General features: G+C 50.3%; 16 protein-coding genes and 1 pseudogene. All 17 read left to right on the top strand.

The genetic code is table 11. The features are described from left to right. Window positions 1-13 precede the first annotated feature (13 nt). The 17 genes and pseudogenes from GCM43_RS07475 to GCM43_RS07395 all read left to right on the top strand — a co-directional run bounded on the left by GCM43_RS07475 (window position 14) and on the right by GCM43_RS07395 (window position 18,146). On the top strand, window positions 14-1,072 hold the full coding sequence (locus tag GCM43_RS07475; RefSeq protein ID WP_152242876.1) for a Gfo/Idh/MocA family protein: 1,059 nt from the start codon (window positions 14-16) through the stop codon (window positions 1,070-1,072). A 13-nt stretch (window positions 1,073-1,085) separates the two neighbouring features. Continuing rightward, complete coding sequence (locus GCM43_RS07470) at window positions 1,086-1,670, top strand: acyltransferase (RefSeq protein WP_152242875.1); 585 nt, start codon at window positions 1,086-1,088, stop codon at window positions 1,668-1,670. Continuing rightward, the gene (locus tag GCM43_RS07465; RefSeq protein ID WP_152242981.1) at window positions 1,670-2,770 is read left to right on the top strand and encodes a DegT/DnrJ/EryC1/StrS family aminotransferase; all 1,101 of its coding nucleotides are present in this window, start codon (window positions 1,670-1,672) and stop codon (window positions 2,768-2,770) included. The genes GCM43_RS07470 and GCM43_RS07465 overlap by 1 nt, the downstream gene beginning before the upstream one ends. Window positions 2,771-2,773: 3 nt before the next feature. Continuing rightward, complete coding sequence (locus GCM43_RS07460; protein WP_152242874.1) at window positions 2,774-3,976, top strand: glycosyltransferase; 1,203 nt, start codon at window positions 2,774-2,776, stop codon at window positions 3,974-3,976. A gap of 310 nt (window positions 3,977-4,286) precedes the next feature. Beyond that, a complete protein-coding gene (locus tag GCM43_RS07455; RefSeq protein ID WP_152242873.1) occupies window positions 4,287-5,699 on the top strand; it encodes a lipopolysaccharide biosynthesis protein in 1,413 nt (470 codons plus the stop codon). 257 nt (window positions 5,700-5,956) lie between these two features. Beyond that, window positions 5,957-7,207 carry an O-antigen ligase family protein gene (locus tag GCM43_RS07450; RefSeq protein ID WP_152242872.1) on the top strand — a complete coding sequence of 417 codons (1,251 nt, stop codon included), beginning with the start codon at window positions 5,957-5,959 and terminating at the stop codon, window positions 7,205-7,207. Window positions 7,208-8,095: 888 nt separating this feature from the next. Beyond that, a pseudogene (locus GCM43_RS26545) lies at window positions 8,096-8,267 on the top strand (DapH/DapD/GlmU-related protein); the annotation flags it as partial. A gap of 112 nt (window positions 8,268-8,379) precedes the next feature. Beyond that, entirely contained in the window at window positions 8,380-9,525 is a 1,146-nt protein-coding gene (locus GCM43_RS07440) for a glycosyltransferase family 4 protein (RefSeq protein ID WP_152242870.1), read from the top strand. Window positions 9,526-9,539: 14 nt separating this feature from the next. After that, window positions 9,540-10,685, top strand: a complete 1,146-nt coding sequence (locus tag GCM43_RS07435; RefSeq protein ID WP_152242869.1) for an N-acetyl sugar amidotransferase — start codon at window positions 9,540-9,542, stop codon at window positions 10,683-10,685. Next, window positions 10,682-11,296 carry an imidazole glycerol phosphate synthase subunit HisH gene (hisH, locus tag GCM43_RS07430; RefSeq protein WP_152242868.1) on the top strand — a complete coding sequence of 205 codons (615 nt, stop codon included), beginning with the start codon at window positions 10,682-10,684 and terminating at the stop codon, window positions 11,294-11,296. Before GCM43_RS07435 ends, hisH begins: the two co-directional genes overlap by 4 nt. Before the next feature lies 1 nt (window position 11,297). Beyond that, window positions 11,298-12,101: an AglZ/HisF2 family acetamidino modification protein gene (locus GCM43_RS07425; protein WP_152242867.1), complete on the top strand. Its 804-nt coding sequence runs from the start codon at window positions 11,298-11,300 to the stop codon at window positions 12,099-12,101. Between the two features lie 8 nt (window positions 12,102-12,109). After that, window positions 12,110-13,144 carry a polysaccharide biosynthesis protein gene (locus GCM43_RS07420; protein ID WP_152242866.1) on the top strand — a complete coding sequence of 345 codons (1,035 nt, stop codon included), beginning with the start codon at window positions 12,110-12,112 and terminating at the stop codon, window positions 13,142-13,144. A gap of 3 nt (window positions 13,145-13,147) precedes the next feature. After that, window positions 13,148-14,257 (top strand): UDP-2-acetamido-2,6-beta-L-arabino-hexul-4-ose reductase, encoded by a 1,110-nt coding sequence (wbjC, locus tag GCM43_RS07415; protein ID WP_152242865.1) that lies wholly within the window; start codon window positions 13,148-13,150, stop codon window positions 14,255-14,257. Continuing rightward, window positions 14,254-15,384, top strand: a complete 1,131-nt coding sequence (gene wecB, locus GCM43_RS07410) for a non-hydrolyzing UDP-N-acetylglucosamine 2-epimerase (RefSeq protein ID WP_152242864.1) — start codon at window positions 14,254-14,256, stop codon at window positions 15,382-15,384. Before wbjC ends, wecB begins: the two co-directional genes overlap by 4 nt. 10 nt (window positions 15,385-15,394) lie before the next feature. Further along, window positions 15,395-16,645 carry a glycosyltransferase family 4 protein gene (locus GCM43_RS07405; RefSeq protein ID WP_152242863.1) on the top strand — a complete coding sequence of 417 codons (1,251 nt, stop codon included), beginning with the start codon at window positions 15,395-15,397 and terminating at the stop codon, window positions 16,643-16,645. Continuing rightward, complete coding sequence (locus GCM43_RS07400) at window positions 16,642-17,589, top strand: UDP-glucose 4-epimerase family protein (RefSeq protein ID WP_152242862.1); 948 nt, start codon at window positions 16,642-16,644, stop codon at window positions 17,587-17,589. Before GCM43_RS07405 ends, GCM43_RS07400 begins: the two co-directional genes overlap by 4 nt. Next, complete coding sequence (locus GCM43_RS07395) at window positions 17,586-18,146, top strand: sugar transferase (RefSeq protein WP_152242861.1); 561 nt, start codon at window positions 17,586-17,588, stop codon at window positions 18,144-18,146. Before GCM43_RS07400 ends, GCM43_RS07395 begins: the two co-directional genes overlap by 4 nt. Window positions 18,147-18,171 lie beyond the last annotated feature (25 nt).

Below are 18,171 nucleotides of genomic sequence, written 5' to 3'. Positions count from 1 at the left end.
TCTCAGGATCATTATGCAGAAATATCAAACCATCACAGACCGGAAAATCCGTATAGCTCTGGTTGGCTGTGGCCGTATTGCCAACAATCATTTGGAGGCGATGGAGAAACACGCCGCCGATTTCGACATCGTCGATGTGTGCGACATTGATGCCCAAGCACTTGAGCGTGCTGTTACGCGTACCGGCGCTAAAGGGCATATCCACCTTTCCGACATGCTGGCGAACACAACTGCCGACGTTGTCGTTTTGACGACTCCCAGTGGCTTGCATGCCAATCAAGCGATCGAAGTGGCGAAAACCGGTCGTCATGTCGTAACTGAAAAGCCGATGGCCACGCGCTGGCAGGATGGCCTGCGCATGGTCCGCGCCTGCGACGAAGCCAATGTGCGTTTATTTGTGGTTAAGCAAAATCGCCGCAACGCCACCTTGCAATTGCTTAAACGTGCCGCCGAACAAGGCCGTTTCGGTCGCATCTACAGCGTGGCAATCAATGTGTTCTGGACTCGTCCGCAAGAGTATTACGACAGCGCCAAATGGCGTGGTACCTGGGAATTTGATGGCGGCGCCTTCATGAACCAGGCAAGTCATTATATCGACCTGTTTGACTGGATCGTCGGCCCAGTGGAAAGCGTAATGGCCTACACTGCGACGCTTGATCGCGATATTGAAGTCGAGGATAGTGGCGTGGCTGCGTTGCGTTGGCGCAGTGGCGCAATGGGGACGCTCAATGTCACCATGCTGACCTATCCCAAAAACATGGAAGGCTCGATCACCATCCTGGGCGAGAAAGGCACCGTGCGTATCGGCGGCATGGCCGTGAATGAAATCCAGAAATGGGAGTTTTCCGAGCCACATGAAGACGACCAGCGTGTCAACGATGTGAGCTACGAGACCACCTCGGTATATGGTTTTGGCCATCCGTTGTACTACCAGAATGTGATTCAGACGTTGCGTGGTACCGCCAGCGCCGAAACCGACGGCCGTGAAGGTCTCAAATCGCTGGAATTGCTGATTGCGATGTACATGTCATCGCGCGACGGCAAGCGCGTCGCGCTGCCGCTTGAGTATTGATGTGGGAGCAGCGATGAGTTCCAATATTCATGTCACCGCCATCGTCGATGAGGGCGCAGTGATCGGCGAAGGTACGCGGGTCTGGCACTGGGTGCATATCAGTGGCGGTGCGCGTATCGGCAAGGCATGCTCGTTCGGTCAGAACGTCTATGTCGGCAACGATGTGCAGATTGGCGATAACGTCAAGGTGCAGAACAACGTCAGTGTCTACGATGCGGTGACGCTGGAAGACGATGTGTTTTGTGGTCCGAGCATGGTCTTTACCAATGTGTATAACCCCCGTTCGGCAGTGACGCGCAAAAACGAATATCGCCGTACCATCGTGCGCAAGGGTGCCACACTGGGCGCGAACTGCACCATCGTGTGCGGCGTCACGGTCGGCGCCTATGCTTTCGTGGGCGCCGGGGCTGTTGTTAATCGGGACGTGAAACCGTATGCCCTGATGGCGGGAGTGCCTGCACGCCAAATCGGCTGGATGAGTGAGCAAGGAAACCGCCTGGAGTTGCCGCTAACTGGCAACGCCACGTGCATTTGTTCTGCCACGTCCGTACAATACCGTCTCAGTGACGGAGTAGTCACCAAGGAAACCCAAGCATGATTCCCTTTATCGATCTGAAACAGCAATATCAGACACTCAAGCCGCAAATCCAAGAGCGTATCAATCGCGTGCTTGACCATGGGCAATACATCATGGGTCCTGAAGTGCGCGAAATGGAAGCGCGCCTGGAGCAGTTTACTAGCGCCAAGCATTGCATCTCGGTGGCAAGCGGTACCGAGGCTTTGCTGATTTGCTTGATGGCACTGGGAATCAAGCCTGGTGATGAAGTCATCACGACGCCTTTCACATTTGCTGCCACAGTTGAGGTGATTACGCTTCTCGGTGCACGCCCGATCTATGTCGATATCGACGCCGGTACTTGCAATATCGATGCCTCACTCATCGAGGCTGCCATTACGCCACGAACCCGAGCCATTATGCCGGTGGGCCTGTATGGTCAGGTAGCTGACATGGACGAAATCAATGCCATCGCCTCGCGTCATGGTGACTTGGCTGTGATCGAAGATGGTGCCCAGAGTTTTGGCGCCACCTACAAGGGTCGCAAGAGTGGCAATCTCAGCACCTTCGGCTGCACCAGTTTCTTCCCGAGCAAGCCGCTTGGTTGCTATGGCGACGGTGGGGCAATCTTCACAAGTGACGATGCGCTTGCCCAGGCATGCCGCGAGATTCGCGTTCACGGCCAAAGCAAGCGCTATGTCCACACCCGTATTGGCGTTGGCGGGCGGATGGATACGCTGCAGTGCGCGATCGTTCTGGCCAAGCTCGAGCGCTTCGAATGGGAAGTTGAACAGCGCAAGGAACTTGGAAAAAAGTATGCTGAGTTGATCCGTGAAAGTGGCTGTACCGGCGTGGAATTGCTGGGACTGAAGGATGACCGCGACTGCGTATGGGCACAGTACACGGTGAAGGTCGATGCGCGCGAGAAAATCCAGGCAGGACTGCTGGAAGCTGGCATTCCGACGGCGATTCATTACCCGATTCCGATGCATTTGCAACCTGCGTATGCCGATCCTGCACAACCGAGCTTTCCTGTAGCCGAGGCAATGGGCAAGCGCGTCATGAGTTTGCCGATGAGCGCAGACATTTCCGAAGCCGACCAGCGTGAAGTGGTTCGACATCTTGCTAAACTGGCGGGATAAAAAATGCATGTACTGGTGATACCGTCCTGGTTTGCGCACTACCAGGGCGATCCGAGCGGATCGTTTTTTGCAACGCAGGCGTCTGGTGTGCACGAGCTCGGCGAACAGGTCGGGATGATTTATCCCGACCTCAGATCGTTACGTCATGTAAAAAAATATTTGCGCAGCAAGACTACTTGGTCGAGCAGTGGTGGAGTGAATATTTTTCGGAAAACATATATCAACTGGACACCTAGGATAGAGCGCCTAATCCTGCCCAAGTGGGTCGCTGCCGGTATGCAGCTTTTCGATGGGTATTGCGCCAGGTTTGGCAAGCCTGACGTCATCCATGCACATTGTCTGTTGAGGGCAGGCGTCTTGGCTGCTGCGATATTCAGAAAGCATGGCATACCCTATGTCGTTACCGAACATTCCAGCCAGTGGCACAAGCATGAGGTTTCACCGTATGAAATGCTTCCAGCTCGACAAGCCGCAAAAAACGCCAAGGTGGTGATCAGCGTATCGAATGCCTTGCTCACTCACATGCGGCAGGATATGGAACTCACCCATACGCATGTCGTACCAAATGCAGTGGACCCTGTATTCTTTGCTACCGAAATCAGAGATCAGTCCAATAAAAAAAAATTAACTTTTATTAACGTTGCTCTGCTTAACCCAAGCAAGCGCCAAGATATTTTGATCGATGCCTTTTTTCATGCCTTCGGCAAGGAAACTCCGCATCTTCTTTATATCGTGGGCGATGGTCCCGAGCGCATAGCGCTCGAACAAAGGATTTCCAGGTATGGCATGGGAGCTTCTATTCAATTACTTGGCATGCAGCCAAAGAATCGGGTGGCAGGGTTGCTTGATGAGTCAGATTGTTTTGTACTGACCAGCGATAATGAAACTTTTGGTGTGGTGGTGACAGAAGCACTCGCCAAAGGACTGCCCGTCATTTCAACCAAGTGTGGGGGTACGGATGATATCGTCACAATGGAGAATGGGCTTATGACGGAGGCTGGAAACCTTCATGCGGTCGCCGAAGCAATGACGACTATGAGTCAGCGGATAGAAAGCGGATTCTATAATCGCAAGCAAATACGTGATGGCTGCATCAATGACTTCAGCCAGTTAGCCGTATGCTCAAAGTTGGTAAAAATATATGCAAGTGCAGCGAAACAAATCGATTCAATCAGCACGCCCCCTGATGTGTGCTTGCAGCAATAATTTTTTGATTAAAAATTTCAAAAGAAATTTCGTCGAGCGCAAAGCTGATCTGGGGTATCTCATTCTTTCTGCTTACATTTCCAATCACCGATACAATATTTAAATGATATTAAATCGCATATATTTTGCGGTTAAATAGCTCCATGTTTTGCAATATTTTCTTGGCGATGAGAAAGTTAATTAGTGGTTTTAAATCGCCGGGCAGGCGTGAAATTAATATTAATATGATCAGTGGGCTATTTGGTGTCCTTTAATCTTCCGGCCGTATCGGACGTGAGCTGATCCTGATCAAGAGTACTAGCTGAATCCGATGAGTCGAAAGTCAATAATTTCATATTCTTTATCTCCGATTATCGTTGGCGCAATCGGGTTTATTTTCATTCCGGTACTGGCCCGCTGGCTGTCCGAAGGTGATATGGCAAAGTTCGTCATCTTCCAGACGAATGCCAATTTTTTTATCTTGACTGTAGGGCTTGGTCTTGACCAAGCGCTTGTGCGCGAGTTTCATGAAGCGTCCAGTCCACGTCAGTTGCTGAAAATAATACTGAGGCTTGTATTTTATGCAATTCCGCTTGGCGTGCTGGGTCTGGCATTCATAAAATTTTATTTCGATGGTGCAGTCAGCAGTTCGATCAATGCCGGCATGATTCTGGCTTGCGTGCTGCTGTTGTTGAACCGAATTTATTCATCATATCTTCGCATGTCGGGCGATGGTGTAGTTTATGGGATCGATATTGTCACGCCTAAAATTTTCCAAATTTTGTTGATAGCACTGATCGGTAGTCAGTCAATAGTCACGTTGACTTATGATATTGTTATCAGCATTTTTATCCTGAGCGCGATGGCGGCGCTTTGTTATGAAATCTTCATGGCCCGCCGCATTGGCCTGATTTTTGAGCTGAATAATGCTGGCAAAGAGAAGAAGCCGCTTCCACGCGGGCTAGATTTGTTGAGGTTTGGCCTGCCGCTCATCCCTGGATCGCTCGCTTATTACGCTATTTCCGCTTCCGCCATTTATGTCGTTGGTGCAAATGGCAATCCCCGAGAGCTTGTCACGACGTCCCTGGCCATATCGCTTGGCGGAGGCCTTGCACTTTTGCAGGCTGTTTTTACTACCCAATGGCTGCCTTTTGCCTACCGTTGGTATGCCTTGAAAGCACCTACTGCGTTATATCGTCACGTTGCTACAATTATCACAATGTTATGTGCATTTTTGTTGCTGGCAAGTCTGTTTGTTCTTCCTTATTTGTCACTTTTATTTCCTGCTAAATATAGTGGGCTACCAGAACTAGTGGTGCTGGTCGTTGTTTGGAATCTCCTGCTGCCTATTTCTATCGTTGGTAATTTCGGCATACCTGTAAAGCGTTTGAGCTTTCAGTCGATGATTATTTCTATCGTCGGCGCAGTGTTGAGTATAGGCATGTCGCTTGTCGCCAACAAGTATTTCGGTGCGCGTGGCGCCCTGCAGGCAGTATTGTTAGCCTTTTTGGTTACTCTTAGTTGGCAATGTGAATTATCGACCAAGGTATGGGAGCGAGTTGTTGCTGGCCATCACTATCTGATGGTTGGAGCTATGATCGGTTGCGGATTTTTATTCAGCCTTGGGTATGCTTGGGAAGCTGAATTTTTGATGGTCATTTCAATTTTTCTATACTTCCCCAAATTCCGATCAAGTTTTATTCAAGCTAAAAAAATTTATTATAGTCAAATAAATAATCGTTAAGTTTTTTGCATTATAAATAGCAATTGAAGTGAGCAGCTTTTGTATTATAAAATGAAATATGTTTTGCAATTATTATATTTTCAGGTCTAATTATTTATTAAATATTTTTAAAAATTCCCCAACTGAAATAAGTATATCAAAAATTTTATAATTATATATATTATTAATTATATAATTATCAAAATTTACTCAATTTCTAGACTTAAGAGTTGGGCAATTTTTTCAAATTTTAATTTGACCATGAACTGCCCGTTTAAATGAAAAAAATGATCGAGTCAATTAATAAAAATTCGCAATCTTGCGCTCCGTGGCTTATTTCAGCCGCCGTGACAGCGTTGGCGTTGGGCGGTATTGGCGGCAGTCTACAAGTCAGTCGTCTTATCTCCATCATACTTTTGCCATTCGTATTGATACGGTTATTCAATTTCAATAAGAAGATAAAATTTCAAAATGAAATTTTGGTTTTTTTATTTTCATTAATGATAATAAGTTTGATGTCAGTTGTCTGGTCAGTAGATAAGACAGTGACTGTGCAATATCTGATTGTGTTGTTGGTTAATATGATTCCACTCCTTATGATCGGCTTAATGACTCTTAGTGAAATCGAAGCTTTGCAGAAATTATTGCCTCGCGCATGGTTATTAGCCGGATTTTTTGTACTTCCGCTTGCGTTTTACGAGTTGATAACCGGTAATCATTTTTCTCTCGGATTCGAAGAACGTGGTGGAGGACAGCTTATCAATCTGCTACCTTTCGCGTCTGGAGTACATGGAAACTACAATGATTTTTCACTTTTCCTGGTTTTTTGTGTGATCGGAACATGTTTTTCAGGAAGTGATCAAGAGAGAGTAAGTAAGCCTTTAATTTTTTTTAAGAACATTGTTATTTTATTTGTTTCAATGATAGTCTTAATTAACTCTAGTCGAGCAGCTATCTTGTGTTTGTTCGCCGTACTGTTCGCCAAATTTTTTTTACCGATCAAGAGGAAACAATTTTTCTTGATTATATTGGTAATCATCATTTTAGGCGGAATTTTTATTTTTTCAATTAGTAATGATTCATTATTATTGACGGTTTTGCAGTTGAAATTTTCCGATTTCTCGACTGATTTTGAAGGTGATGAAGGGCGTCTTGCCATTATTAAAGCTGGTCTGAATGGAGTTGTTGAAAGTTATGGGTTGGGAGTAGGTGCTGGAGCTAGTAGTAGCTATTTAGCAATCGCCGATACTGTTCTAATTCCTAATCCCCATAATTTGTTTTTGGAGTGGGCTCTAAATTTTGGAATCATTGGTTCATGCATTCTCTTGTGGTTTTTATTCCGGATATGGATGTCAAATAGGAGTAATTGCAATTGCAATAACAAGCGAATAAATTTTTTATTTATTCTCATATTGCCTTTATTAGGTGTAATTCAGAGTCATTTGACTGCTTATTCATATTTTTGGTTAATTTTAACAACTATTTGTGTATTTGTTGTATGTCCACGTTCACAAATAAAAATTGATTAATATTTTTATTGCCATACTTTTCGATACATGGGTTCACCTTTTATACGCACATCGGTCCAATCACCGCAATATTTAGCAGTCATCCCTATGCGATAGATCTTTAGGGCAAGAAATCCGACTGTATTATTTCGATTCAGAGACTGTAAATATCAATGGCGGTTTTGGGCTTCTGATGCGTTTGCCACCTTAGGTTTGATGGGCATCTTTGTCGTGACTGCTTTTCTCGCACTATTCATGAGAATATTGGAGGCAGTTTCACGGTATTTTTCGCTACGTCTGATTAGTTTGTGGCTATTGGTTTTTGGATGGCGCTTATGAACGTACCATTGCCGACTGTGTTGTTGCCATGTGGCGGATTGCTGATAACTATTTTTCTTTGGTCGATGCGCCCGAGATCAAAAAATTTAGAGGGCCAAGAGGGCTCAATACAAATAGTAGATGAATTTCCTCAAGGTCATAATTTTTATGGGCTGAGCAGTAAATTACTTATTTGTTATTGAAAATTATTTTTCAATATGAAAATTGATATTTTTAGCTATTTTAAAGATGTTTAATAAAATGTTCTCAATAATAATGCATATCTGGTGCAAGCTTGTCAAGATATTAAGGGGGAAATCCGTACGCCGTTCTCAGGTGCATCGCGATTCCAAGGTCGAGTCTGGCTCTGCTCTGGTCAATTCACGCATGGATAGGCACTCATTTTGTGGCTACGATTGCACAATTCTGAATGCCGACATCGGTGCGTTTGTTTCGATAGCAAGCCGCGTAACCATTGGTGGTGTTGGGCATCCCATGCATTTTGTATCTATGTCGCCGGTATTTCTTTCCCATAAAGATAGCGTCAGGAAAAAATTTTCCAGGTTTGAATATCTGCCAGAGGTCAGGACGACCATCGGATCGGATGTATGGATAGGCGACGGTGCATTTATAAAGGCCGGCACGGTTATTGGTAACGGAGCGGTGGTCGGCATGGGGGCTGTAGTGACAAAGGACGTGCCTGACTACGCGGTAGTGGCAGGGAACCCAGCCCGCATTGTGAAGTATCGGTTCGACGAGGAAACGCGTCTTGCATTATCCGGTTCGCAGTGGTGGACGCTCGATGAGGAGGCACTCACTGCACTCGCGGGGCATATAACCGACCCTGTTTCCTTTATTAAAACCCAGAAGAATTTATGAAGATCTTACATTTGTGTCTTTCCTGTTTTTACATTGATGGATACGCTTACCAAGAAAATATGCTAGTTGCCGAGCACGTACGGGCTGGCCACGATGTTCATGTTGTAGCATCGACAGAAACATTTGGACGTGATGGAAAATTGACGTACGTGACGCCGTCTTCATATATGGGGAGTGACGGAGCCATGGTAGAGCGCTTGCCGTACCGCTTCGCTTCAATTTCCCGGCTGGCGAAAAAAATTCGCGCTTACACTGGTCTGACAGCGCGCCTTGAGGCAATGGCACCCGACGTGATCGTATTCCATGGGCTATGCTCGTATGCACTAGCAGAAGTCTCCCGATATGTCCAGCAAAACCCAGGTACGGCACTGTACGCGGATTCGCACGAGGATTTCAATAATAGTGCGCGTGGTTGGGTTTCAAAGTGGCTCCTGCATTTCATGTTCTACCGGACGATTTTTCAGATGGCGCTACCGTCTATTCGCAGTGTCTTTTGTATCTCCAAGGAGACAGAATTATTTGTCCGCAATTTTTATGGATGCCCTGCCGCAAAAGCCGAATTTCTTCCGCTCGGAGGCAAGGTTTTTTCTGATGACGCGTATACTCGGGTTCGACAAACGGTAAGAGCGCAATACCAATGGGGTGATGATCTACGGATCTTTGTACAGAGCGGAAAATTCGACGGCGCCAAACGCTTGCTTGACTCGCTGAACGCCTTCAGCGCCTTGCCAGACCAGAATTTGCGCCTGGTGCTGGCGGGTGTCTTCATGGACGACATCAAAGATGCTGCCGAAGATCTGGTGCGCAAGGATCCACGCATCATCAAGCTGGGATGGCTTGACACGCAAGGACTGACTAAGCTGCTGATCGGGGCTGACGTGTATGTGCAGCCGGGCTCTCAGTCAGCCACCATGCAAATGGCAGTGTGCTGTAGAAAGCCGGTGATCATCGCTGATGTGCTCAGTCATCGTGCTTTAATTGCATCTAATGGCTGGCTTGTCAGTTCTAATCAAAGTCTATACGATGCGCTATTGTCCGCCGCGCAAATGCAACAATCCGAGCTTGAGTCAATGTCTGCGCAGTCTGCCAAGATTGCCGCAAGTATTCTAGATTATGCGCTTCAAGCTGAAAAATTAACTTAAGACAAAATTAAAACATGAACTTGGATCCCAATTACCAGATGTGCCGCCGTTGTATCATGGATACTTCCGACGCGGGCATACAATTTGATAGCAGCGGTACATGTAACTACTGCAATAACTATGACACGAACATTGTTCCGAACTGGCATACTGATGAAAGAGGTGCGGCTGAACTGGCCGTGCTTGCCGATAAGATACGTGCCGATGGCAAGGGCAAAGACTTCGATTGCATCATCGGTTTGAGTGGCGGACTGGACAGTTCCTATGCTGTTTACGTGGCGAAAGAGAAAATGGGCCTGCGCCCGCTGCTGTATCACGTCGATGCTGGCTGGAATACCGACCAGGCAGTCGGCAACATCGAAAAACTTGTCGATGGTCTTGGTTTGGACTTGTTTACTGAAGTGGTAAATTGGCAAGAAATGAAGGACTTGCAGGTCGCCTTCCTGAAGTCTCAAATTCCTGATCAGGATTTGCCACAGGATGCTTCGTTCTTCTCGTCGCTGTACAAATTCGCGCGCAAGAACAAGATCAAGTATGTGGTTACCGGCTCGAACTATTCGACCGAGTGCTGCCGTGAGCCTGAAGCGTGGGGCGGCTATCTGGGTATCGACAAGACTTTGTTCGGTGACATTCATGGTAAATTTGGCAAACGTCCTCTGAAAACTTTTCCTTTGCTGGACATTCTCGTCTACAAAGGCTATTACCAGCATGTACTGGGTATGCAGGTGGCCAAGCCGCTGAACATGGTGCCATTCCTGAAGAAAGACGCCGAAGACGAACTCGAACGCCGCTTTGGCTGGAAGCGCTTTCAGCATAAGCACCATGAGTCGCGTTTTACCCGCTTCTACGAAGATTACTGGCTGCCGCGCAAGTTCGGCTTCCAGAAGCGCCGCGCGCACTTCTCCAGTTTGATCATGACGGGGCAAATGACGCGCGAAGCCGCATTGGACCGTATCTCTCGCCCTGAGATGGATGAACATTTCCTCAAGCAGGAATTCGAATACGTGGCCAGCAAGCTCGATCTTTCCGTGGACGAGTTGCAAGCCATTTTTGACGGGGAAAACAAGACTTACCGTGACTACCGCAACAAGCGCTGGCTGATTGGCGCGGGGGCCAATGCAATGCGCCTGCTGGGTACAGAGAAGAGGTTCTTCCGATGATCCATATCGTTGATTATGGCCTGGGCAACGTACAGGCATTCGCCAACATGTACAAGCGCCTTGGCTTCGAGGCTACGCGTGCCAAAACAGCGGCCGAGCTCACTGGTGCTACCAAGATCATCCTGCCGGGTGTAGGGGCGTTTGACAAGGCGATGGAATTGCTCGATGCATCCGGTATGCGCCCGGTGCTGGAAGACCTGGTTGTCGAGAAGAAGGTGCCAGTGCTGGGAATCTGCGTCGGCATGCAGATACTGGCAAGCAACAGCGACGAAGGAAAATCGGCAGGCCTCGGCTGGATTCCAGGCCGGGTTCGCTCGTTCGGTTCGGTCGCGGAATCGTCCAAGTTGCCGCTTCCGCACATGGGATGGAACGATGTGGCGCCAGCGCCCGGTTCAGCCTTGTTTGCGGGCCTGGAGTCGGACGCGCGGTTTTACTTTCTCCATTCGTTCTTCTTCGACAGCAGTGACCCGGCACATGTGTCGGCCCGCGCGACATACGGCCTCAATTTTGGCTGCGCAGTCAGTTCGGGCAATGTCCATGGCGTCCAGTTTCACCCAGAGAAAAGCCACCACTATGGTGCCTTGCTGTTGAAAAATTTCGCGGAGTTATAAGATGCTCAGACCAAGGATTATCCCTTGCCTGTTGGTACACGAAAAAGGTCTGGTCAAGACAGTCTCGTTCAAGTCCCCTAAGTATGTGGGGGACCCGATCAATGCTGTCAAGATTTTCAACGAAAAGGAATCGGACGAGCTGATCGTGCTTGATATTGATGCATCGGTCAATGGCGTTGAACCCGACTACAAACTGATTTCCGACCTGGCGGCGGAATGCCGTATGCCCTTGTGCTACGGTGGTGGCATCCGCACTGCGGCACAGGCAAAACACATCATCAGCCTGGGTGTAGAAAAAATTGCGATCAGTTCGGCTGCGGTGGAAAACCCGGAACTTGTTTCGCAGATTTCCGACGAAGTGGGCCGCCAGAGCGTGGTCGTTGTCATCGACGTCAAGAAGCGCATGCTGAGCAAAGAGTACGACGTTTATATCCATAACGGTCGCAAGAATACTAAGCGTAATCCGATCGAGCTGGCCAAGCAAATGGAATTGCTGGGCGCGGGCGAAATCGTGCTCAATTCGATCGACCAGGATGGCCAGATGAAGGGCTATGACGTAGCATTGGCGCAGAAATTGCGCGAAGCCGTGCGTATTCCGATCACGATCCTGGGTGGCGCCGGTTCGCTACAGGATATCGAAAAGCTGGTGGAAGCGTGTGGTGTGGTCGGTGCTTCGGCGGGCAGTTTGTTTGTCTTCAAAGGTGTGTATAAAGCCGTTTTGATCAATTATCCAAGCGTAATCCAACGAGACGAACTGGTGGCGCGTGCGCTAGGTTTGAACCTGGCAACAGTTAACGAAAAATAAGGAATTGTATGTTTGAAGGCAAAGTACTGCTCATTACCGGGGGCACAGGTTCGTTTGGAAACGCCGTTCTGCGTCGTTTTCTGGATACCGGGATTAAAGAAATCCGCATTTTCAGCCGCGATGAAAAGAAGCAGGATGACATGCGCAAGAAGTACAACAATCCGAAACTGAAGTTTTATATCGGTGATGTGCGTGACTTTTCAAGCGTGCTGAACGCAACCCGCGGCGTGGACTTTATTTTCCACGCGGCGGCGTTGAAACAGGTTCCATCGTGCGAGTTCCATCCGATGGAAGCGGTCAAAACCAATATCATCGGTACCGACAATCTGCTCGAGGCGGCGATCCAGAACAGCGTGCGTCGTGTGGTATGCCTGAGCACCGACAAGGCCGCTTATCCGATTAATGCCATGGGCATCTCGAAGGCAATGATGGAAAAAGTCATGGTCGCCAAATCACGTGGTCTGGACGATGCGAAAACTGTTATTTGCGGCACGCGTTACGGCAACGTCATGGCTTCGCGCGGTTCTGTTATTCCGCTGTTTGTGAACCAGGTGTTGGAAGGCAAGCCTATCACGACCACGGATCCGGCGATGACACGCTTCATGATGACCCTTGAGGACGCCGTCGACCTGGTATTGTATGCGTTTGAACACGGCACAAACGGCGACATGTTCGTTCAAAAAGCGCCGGCCGCAACGGTTGAAACCCTGGTTGAGGCGCTGCTGTCGATCATGCAGAAGCCTGACCACAAGGTGGACGTGATCGGCACCCGTCATGGCGAAAAACTGTATGAGACCTTGTTGAGCCGCGAAGAAATGGCCGCAGCTGAAGATCGCGGCGGCTACTTCCGTATTCCACCTGATTTGCGTGACCTGAACTACGGTAAGTTCGTCGAAGAGGGCGAGGCAAAGATCTCGACTTACGACGACTACAACTCGCACAATACCGAACGCCTTGATACCGCCGGCATGAAGCAACTGTTGATGAAACTCGATTTCGTCCAGGCTATTGCACGTGGCGAATCGCCAGTTGAGGAAGGTTGATCAATGAAGGTACTTGTCACCGGAGCTAACGGCTTTATCGGAAAGAATCTGTTGATTCATCTTCGGGAGCGTGGCGTCGATAGCCTCACGTTCCTGCGCGGCGATTCACTCGATGAGCTCGATGCAAAAGTTGCGCAAGCTGAATTCATCTTTCATCTGGCAGGTGTGAATCGCCCGAAGACGGAGTCGGAATTCGAGGAAGGTAATGCCAACCTGACGCAAGCGCTATGCGATGCGGTAAAACGCAGTGGCCGCCAGGTGCCGATTATTTATGCCTCGTCCATCCAAGCCGAGTTGCCCAACCCCTACGGCGCGAGCAAGCGCGCTGCAGAGGACGCCTTGCGCGTGCTGGCATCTGAGATGAACCTGCCTGTGTACATCTACCGCTTGCCGAACGTTTTTGGCAAGTGGTGCCGGCCGAACTACAATTCGGCGGTGGCAACCTTCTGCCACAATATCGCCCATGGTTTGCCGATCCAGATTAATAATCCGGCGGCCGAACTACGCCTGGTGTATGTCGATGATGTGGTGGCCGACTTCCTGAAAGTCATGGACGTGGCACCAGTCGCCGGTACCCCGGTGGAAGTGCAGCCAGTCTATACCACCACCGTTGGCGAGATCGCAGAGCTCTTGCAGGCTTTTAAAGACAGCCGGACGAACCATATTACCGAACGTGTCGGCACTGGTTTTACGCGCGCGCTCTACTCGACCTACATTACGTATTTTGAGCCAGAGACATTTTCTTATCCGCTCGTTAAACATGAAGATCCGCGCGGCATGTTTGTTGAAATGCTCAAGACCCGCGATTCCGGACAGTTTTCGTTCTTCACGGCGCATCCTGGCATTACGCGTGGCGGGCACTATCACCATACCAAGACTGAAAAGTTTCTGGTGATCAAGGGCAAGGCGCGCTTCTGTTTCCTGCACATCGAGAGCGGTCGCACGCATGAGCTGTGCACCAGCGCCGATGCGCCGGAAGTGGTTGAAACGATCCCCGGCTGGTCTCACGATATCACCAACATTGGTGATGAAGAAATGATTGTGATGTTGTGGGCGAATGAAATTTTTGACCGTCAACATCCCGATACCGTTGCATACAAGGTAACAGCATGAAAAAATTGAAAGTCATGACCGTGGTGGGCACACGGCCTGAGATCATCCGTCTGTCGCGCGTGATGGCCAAGCTCGATGAATATTGCGAACAGATCATTGTCCATACGGGGCAGAACTACGACTACGAGCTCAATGAAATTTTCTTCCAGGATCTGGAAGTACGCAAACCCGATCATTTTCTGAATGCTGCCGGCGGCAACGCGGCTGAAACGATTGGCAAGATCATCATTGCCGTCGACGCAGTACTGGAACAGGAACAGCCGGATGCGATATTGATTCTGGGTGACACCAACAGCTGCCTGTCGGCGATTCCGGCAAAACGCCGCAAGATTCCCATCTTCCATATGGAAGCCGGCAATCGTTGTTTCGACCAGCGTGTACCAGAAGAAACGAATCGCAAGATCGTTGACCATACGGCCGACATCAATCTGACCTACAGCGACATCGCCAGGGAATACCTGTTGCGCGAAGGCTTGCTGCCCGACCGTATTATCAAGACCGGTAGCCCGATGTATGAAGTTCTGCATCATTACAAGGCGCATATTGACGCGTCGGATGCCGTTACTCGTCTGGGCCTGACTGAGGGCGAGTATTTTGTTGTCAGTGCTCACCGTGAAGAGAATATCGATTCGCCGGCCAATTTTGCCAAGCTGGTCGAGGCATTGAATCAGGTAGCCGAAACATACAATTTCCCGGTGATTGTTTCTACTCATCCACGCACACAGAAGAAGGTCGACGCGCTGGGCGCCAAGTTCCACCCGCTGGTGCGTTTGCTCAAGCCACTCGGTTTCAGGGATTACGTGAAACTGCAGGCGAGCGCGCGCGCAGTGTTGTCCGATAGCGGCACCATCAATGAAGAGTCGTCGATCCTGAACTTCCCGGCCCTTAACTTGCGTGAAGCACATGAACGTCCTGAAGGCATGGAAGAGGCGGCCGTGATGATGACCGGCCTGGACGTTGATCGCATCCTGCAGGGCCTGGCCATTCTGGCGGATCAGCCGCGTGGCGAAGAGCGCAGCCTGCGCCTGGTGGCCGACTACAGCATGCCCAATGTATCGGACAAAGTGGTCAGGATCGTCCATAGCTATACCGACTACGTTAATCGCGTAGTTTGGAAAAAACAATAAGGGTCCTGACGTGCGTTTACTTGTTGTCACGCAGTATTTTTGGCCGGAAAATTTCCGGATCAATGACCTGGTTGCGGAGCTGGTTGACCGCGGCCACCAGGTCACGGTCCTGACCGGCCATCCAAATTATCCGGCGGGTGAATTTTTCAGCGAGTTTTTGGCTGCGCCGGAAAATTTCAACGAGTATGCGGGTGCGGAAGTGGTGCGTGTGCGCCACACTGCGCGTGGCAAGGGTGGCGTACGGCTGATGCTCAATTATTTCACCTTCGCGCTCAGTGCTACCTGTGGTGGCCTCTGGAAATTACGGGGACGTAATTTCGATGCTATTTTTTGCTACGAGCCCTCCCCGATTACTGTCGGTTTGCCTGCCGCAGCGATGCGGGCAGCAAAGAAGGCGCCGTTGGCATTCTGGGTGCTGGACCTGTGGCCGGAGACACTGCATGCCATCGGCGTGGTCAAGTCACCTGCGGTATTGCGCGCAGTAGGCAAGCTGGTCTCATTCGTCTACAAACGGTGTGACTTGATCCTTGCTCAGTCAAGAGCGTTTGTACCCAATATCGCAAAGTATGCGGGTCAATCGGCGCGGATAGAGTATTTTCCCAGCTGGGCAGAATCGGTGTTCGACATGACCGAAGTCGTGCCTGCGGCCGAGATGGAAGCTGATCCGTCAGTATTTACTGTAATGTTTGCCGGTAACGTAGGCGATGCACAGGACTTTCCGGCGATTCTGGCTGCGGCTGAAAAACTCAAGCACAACCGAGCCATTCGCTGGGTTATCGTTGGCGATGGCCGACTCAGTGGCTGGCTCGCCGAGCAGGTCGTCGCGCGGGGACTGTCTGATTGCTTCATTTTGCTTGGGCGTCATCCGGTCGAGCGTATGGCCAGCTTTTTCAAACATGCTGATGCGCTGCTCGTTTCGCTCAAGGACCAGCCCATTTTTTCGATGACGATCCCGGGCAAGTTGCAATCGTACTTGGCCGCCGGCATTCCTTTGCTGGCGATGTTGAATGGCGAGGGCGCCGATGTGGTGCGGCAGACGAATGCCGGCTTGACCTGCGATGCCGGTGATGCCGAGGGCTTGGCCATGGCGGTGGTAGCGATGGCCGCCATGACGCCAGCCGAGCGCGCGCATATGGGCACTAATGGTTTGCAAACCAGCGCGTCGCAATTTAACCGCGCTGGCTTGATCACGCAACTGGAAGAATGGCTTATCGATATGCAGTTGAAGCAAGTTAAATCCCCACAGGGGCTCACACAATGATGCTTGTCACGGGAAGTAATGGTTTTGTCGGCAAGGCACTGTGCAACACCTTGCGCGCAGGTGGCGCCAAGGTACGTGCCGCAGTCAGAAAAGGCGCCACTGATGGGGAGGTCAATGTTGGTGACCTCAATGGCAAGACCGACTGGTGCGCTGCTGTGGCTGGTTGCGAAGTTGTGTTTCACCTGGCCGCACGTGTGCACGTCATGTCAGACACCGATGAAGATCCGCTGCGCGCCTACCGCGAGGTCAATCTCGACGGTACGCTCAATCTGGCCAGGCAGGCGGTTGCCGCAGGCGTACGCCGCTTTGTATTTGTCAGCAGCGTGAAGGTGAACGGCGAGGCAACGACCACGCAGCCGTTCCGTGCATCCGATGTGCCGCAGCCATGCGACCCTTACGGGGTCTCGAAAATGGAAGCGGAACAGGCTTTGCTGCAGCTGGGCCGCGATACCGGCCTGGAGGTGGTAATCGTTCGGCCGCCGCTGGTCTATGGTCCGGGTGTCAAGGCGAATTTCCTGAACCTGATCAAGCTGGTGCAAAAAGGCGTGCCGCTGCCATTTGGCAGCATCCGCAATTTGCGCAGTATGGTTGCGCTCGATAACCTGGTTGACCTGCTGATCGTGTGCAGCCAGCATCCTGCGGCGCCTGGCCATGTGTTCATGGTGTCCGATGGCGATGATATGGGCGTGAAGGAACTGGTCACCAAGATCGGCAGGGCGATGCACAAACGCGTGTTGCTGGTGCCGGTGCCAGTAGTGCTGATGGCGGGTGCTGCCAAATTGCTGGGCAAGCAGGGCGTTGTTGATCGCCTGGCGGGCTCATTACAGGTTGATATTGCCAGTACTCAGTCAACGTTGGGGTGGCGACCGGTGGTGACACCGCAGGCGGCCATCGACAAGACAGTTGAGCAGTTTCTTTTAAAGAATAGTCAAAGCAAAAAATGAAAAGAGCATTTGATTTACTGATGAGCCTGATTGCTGCCGTGATCTTTTTCATCCCGCTGTGTCTGCTTGCCATCGTGGTCAAGGTAACGTCCAAAGGCCCGGTTCTGTACTGGTCTGATCGCGTTGGCCGTGATAACCGCATTTTTTCCATGCCCAAGCTGCGTACCATGCGCGTCGATACGCCGGTGGTAGCCACGCACTTGCTGGCTGATCCGAAAACCTTCCTGACGCCGGTTGGCGGCTTTCTGCGCAAATCGAGCCTCGATGAAATACCGCAACTGTGGTGCATCATCTGCGGTGACATGAGCGTGGTCGGACCAAGGCCAGCGCTGTTCAATCAGCAAAATCTGATTGATCTGCGCACCGAGCAGAATGTACATTTGATCCGTCCCGGTCTGACCGGCTGGGCACAGATTAACGGCCGCGACGAATTGCCAATACCGGAGAAGGTCAAACTGGATGCCGAATATCTGCGCTTGCAGTCGTTCACGTTTGATATCAAGGTCATTATGCTGACCGCGCTCAAGGTAGTCCGGCGCGACGGTATCGTGCACTGATTGCGTATGCCCCGCCCATGGCGAG

Source organism: Janthinobacterium aquaticum (assembly GCF_009208565.1).
Classification (GTDB): Bacteria; Pseudomonadota; Gammaproteobacteria; order Burkholderiales; family Burkholderiaceae_D; genus Janthinobacterium.
This window is presented reverse-complemented; position numbering and strand designations above follow the sequence as displayed.

Coding starts and splice junctions, on each gene's coding strand:
- GCM43_RS07475 (WP_152242876.1), top strand. CDS start 14: ATGCAGAAATATCAAACCATCACAGACCGGAAAATCCGTATAGCTCTG.
- GCM43_RS07470 (WP_152242875.1), top strand. CDS start 1,086: ATGAGTTCCAATATTCATGTCACCGCCATCGTCGATGAGGGCGCAGTG.
- GCM43_RS07460 (WP_152242874.1), top strand. CDS start 2,774: ATGCATGTACTGGTGATACCGTCCTGGTTTGCGCACTACCAGGGCGAT.
- GCM43_RS07455 (WP_152242873.1), top strand. CDS start 4,287: ATGAGTCGAAAGTCAATAATTTCATATTCTTTATCTCCGATTATCGTT.
- GCM43_RS07450 (WP_152242872.1), top strand. CDS start 5,957: ATGAAAAAAATGATCGAGTCAATTAATAAAAATTCGCAATCTTGCGCT.
- GCM43_RS07440 (WP_152242870.1), top strand. CDS start 8,380: ATGAAGATCTTACATTTGTGTCTTTCCTGTTTTTACATTGATGGATAC.
- GCM43_RS07435 (WP_152242869.1), top strand. CDS start 9,540: ATGAACTTGGATCCCAATTACCAGATGTGCCGCCGTTGTATCATGGAT.
- hisH (WP_152242868.1), top strand. CDS start 10,682: ATGATCCATATCGTTGATTATGGCCTGGGCAACGTACAGGCATTCGCC.
- GCM43_RS07425 (WP_152242867.1), top strand. CDS start 11,298: ATGCTCAGACCAAGGATTATCCCTTGCCTGTTGGTACACGAAAAAGGT.
- GCM43_RS07420 (WP_152242866.1), top strand. CDS start 12,110: ATGTTTGAAGGCAAAGTACTGCTCATTACCGGGGGCACAGGTTCGTTT.
- wbjC (WP_152242865.1), top strand. CDS start 13,148: ATGAAGGTACTTGTCACCGGAGCTAACGGCTTTATCGGAAAGAATCTG.
- wecB (WP_152242864.1), top strand. CDS start 14,254: ATGAAAAAATTGAAAGTCATGACCGTGGTGGGCACACGGCCTGAGATC.
- GCM43_RS07400 (WP_152242862.1), top strand. CDS start 16,642: ATGATGCTTGTCACGGGAAGTAATGGTTTTGTCGGCAAGGCACTGTGC.
- GCM43_RS07395 (WP_152242861.1), top strand. CDS start 17,586: ATGAAAAGAGCATTTGATTTACTGATGAGCCTGATTGCTGCCGTGATC.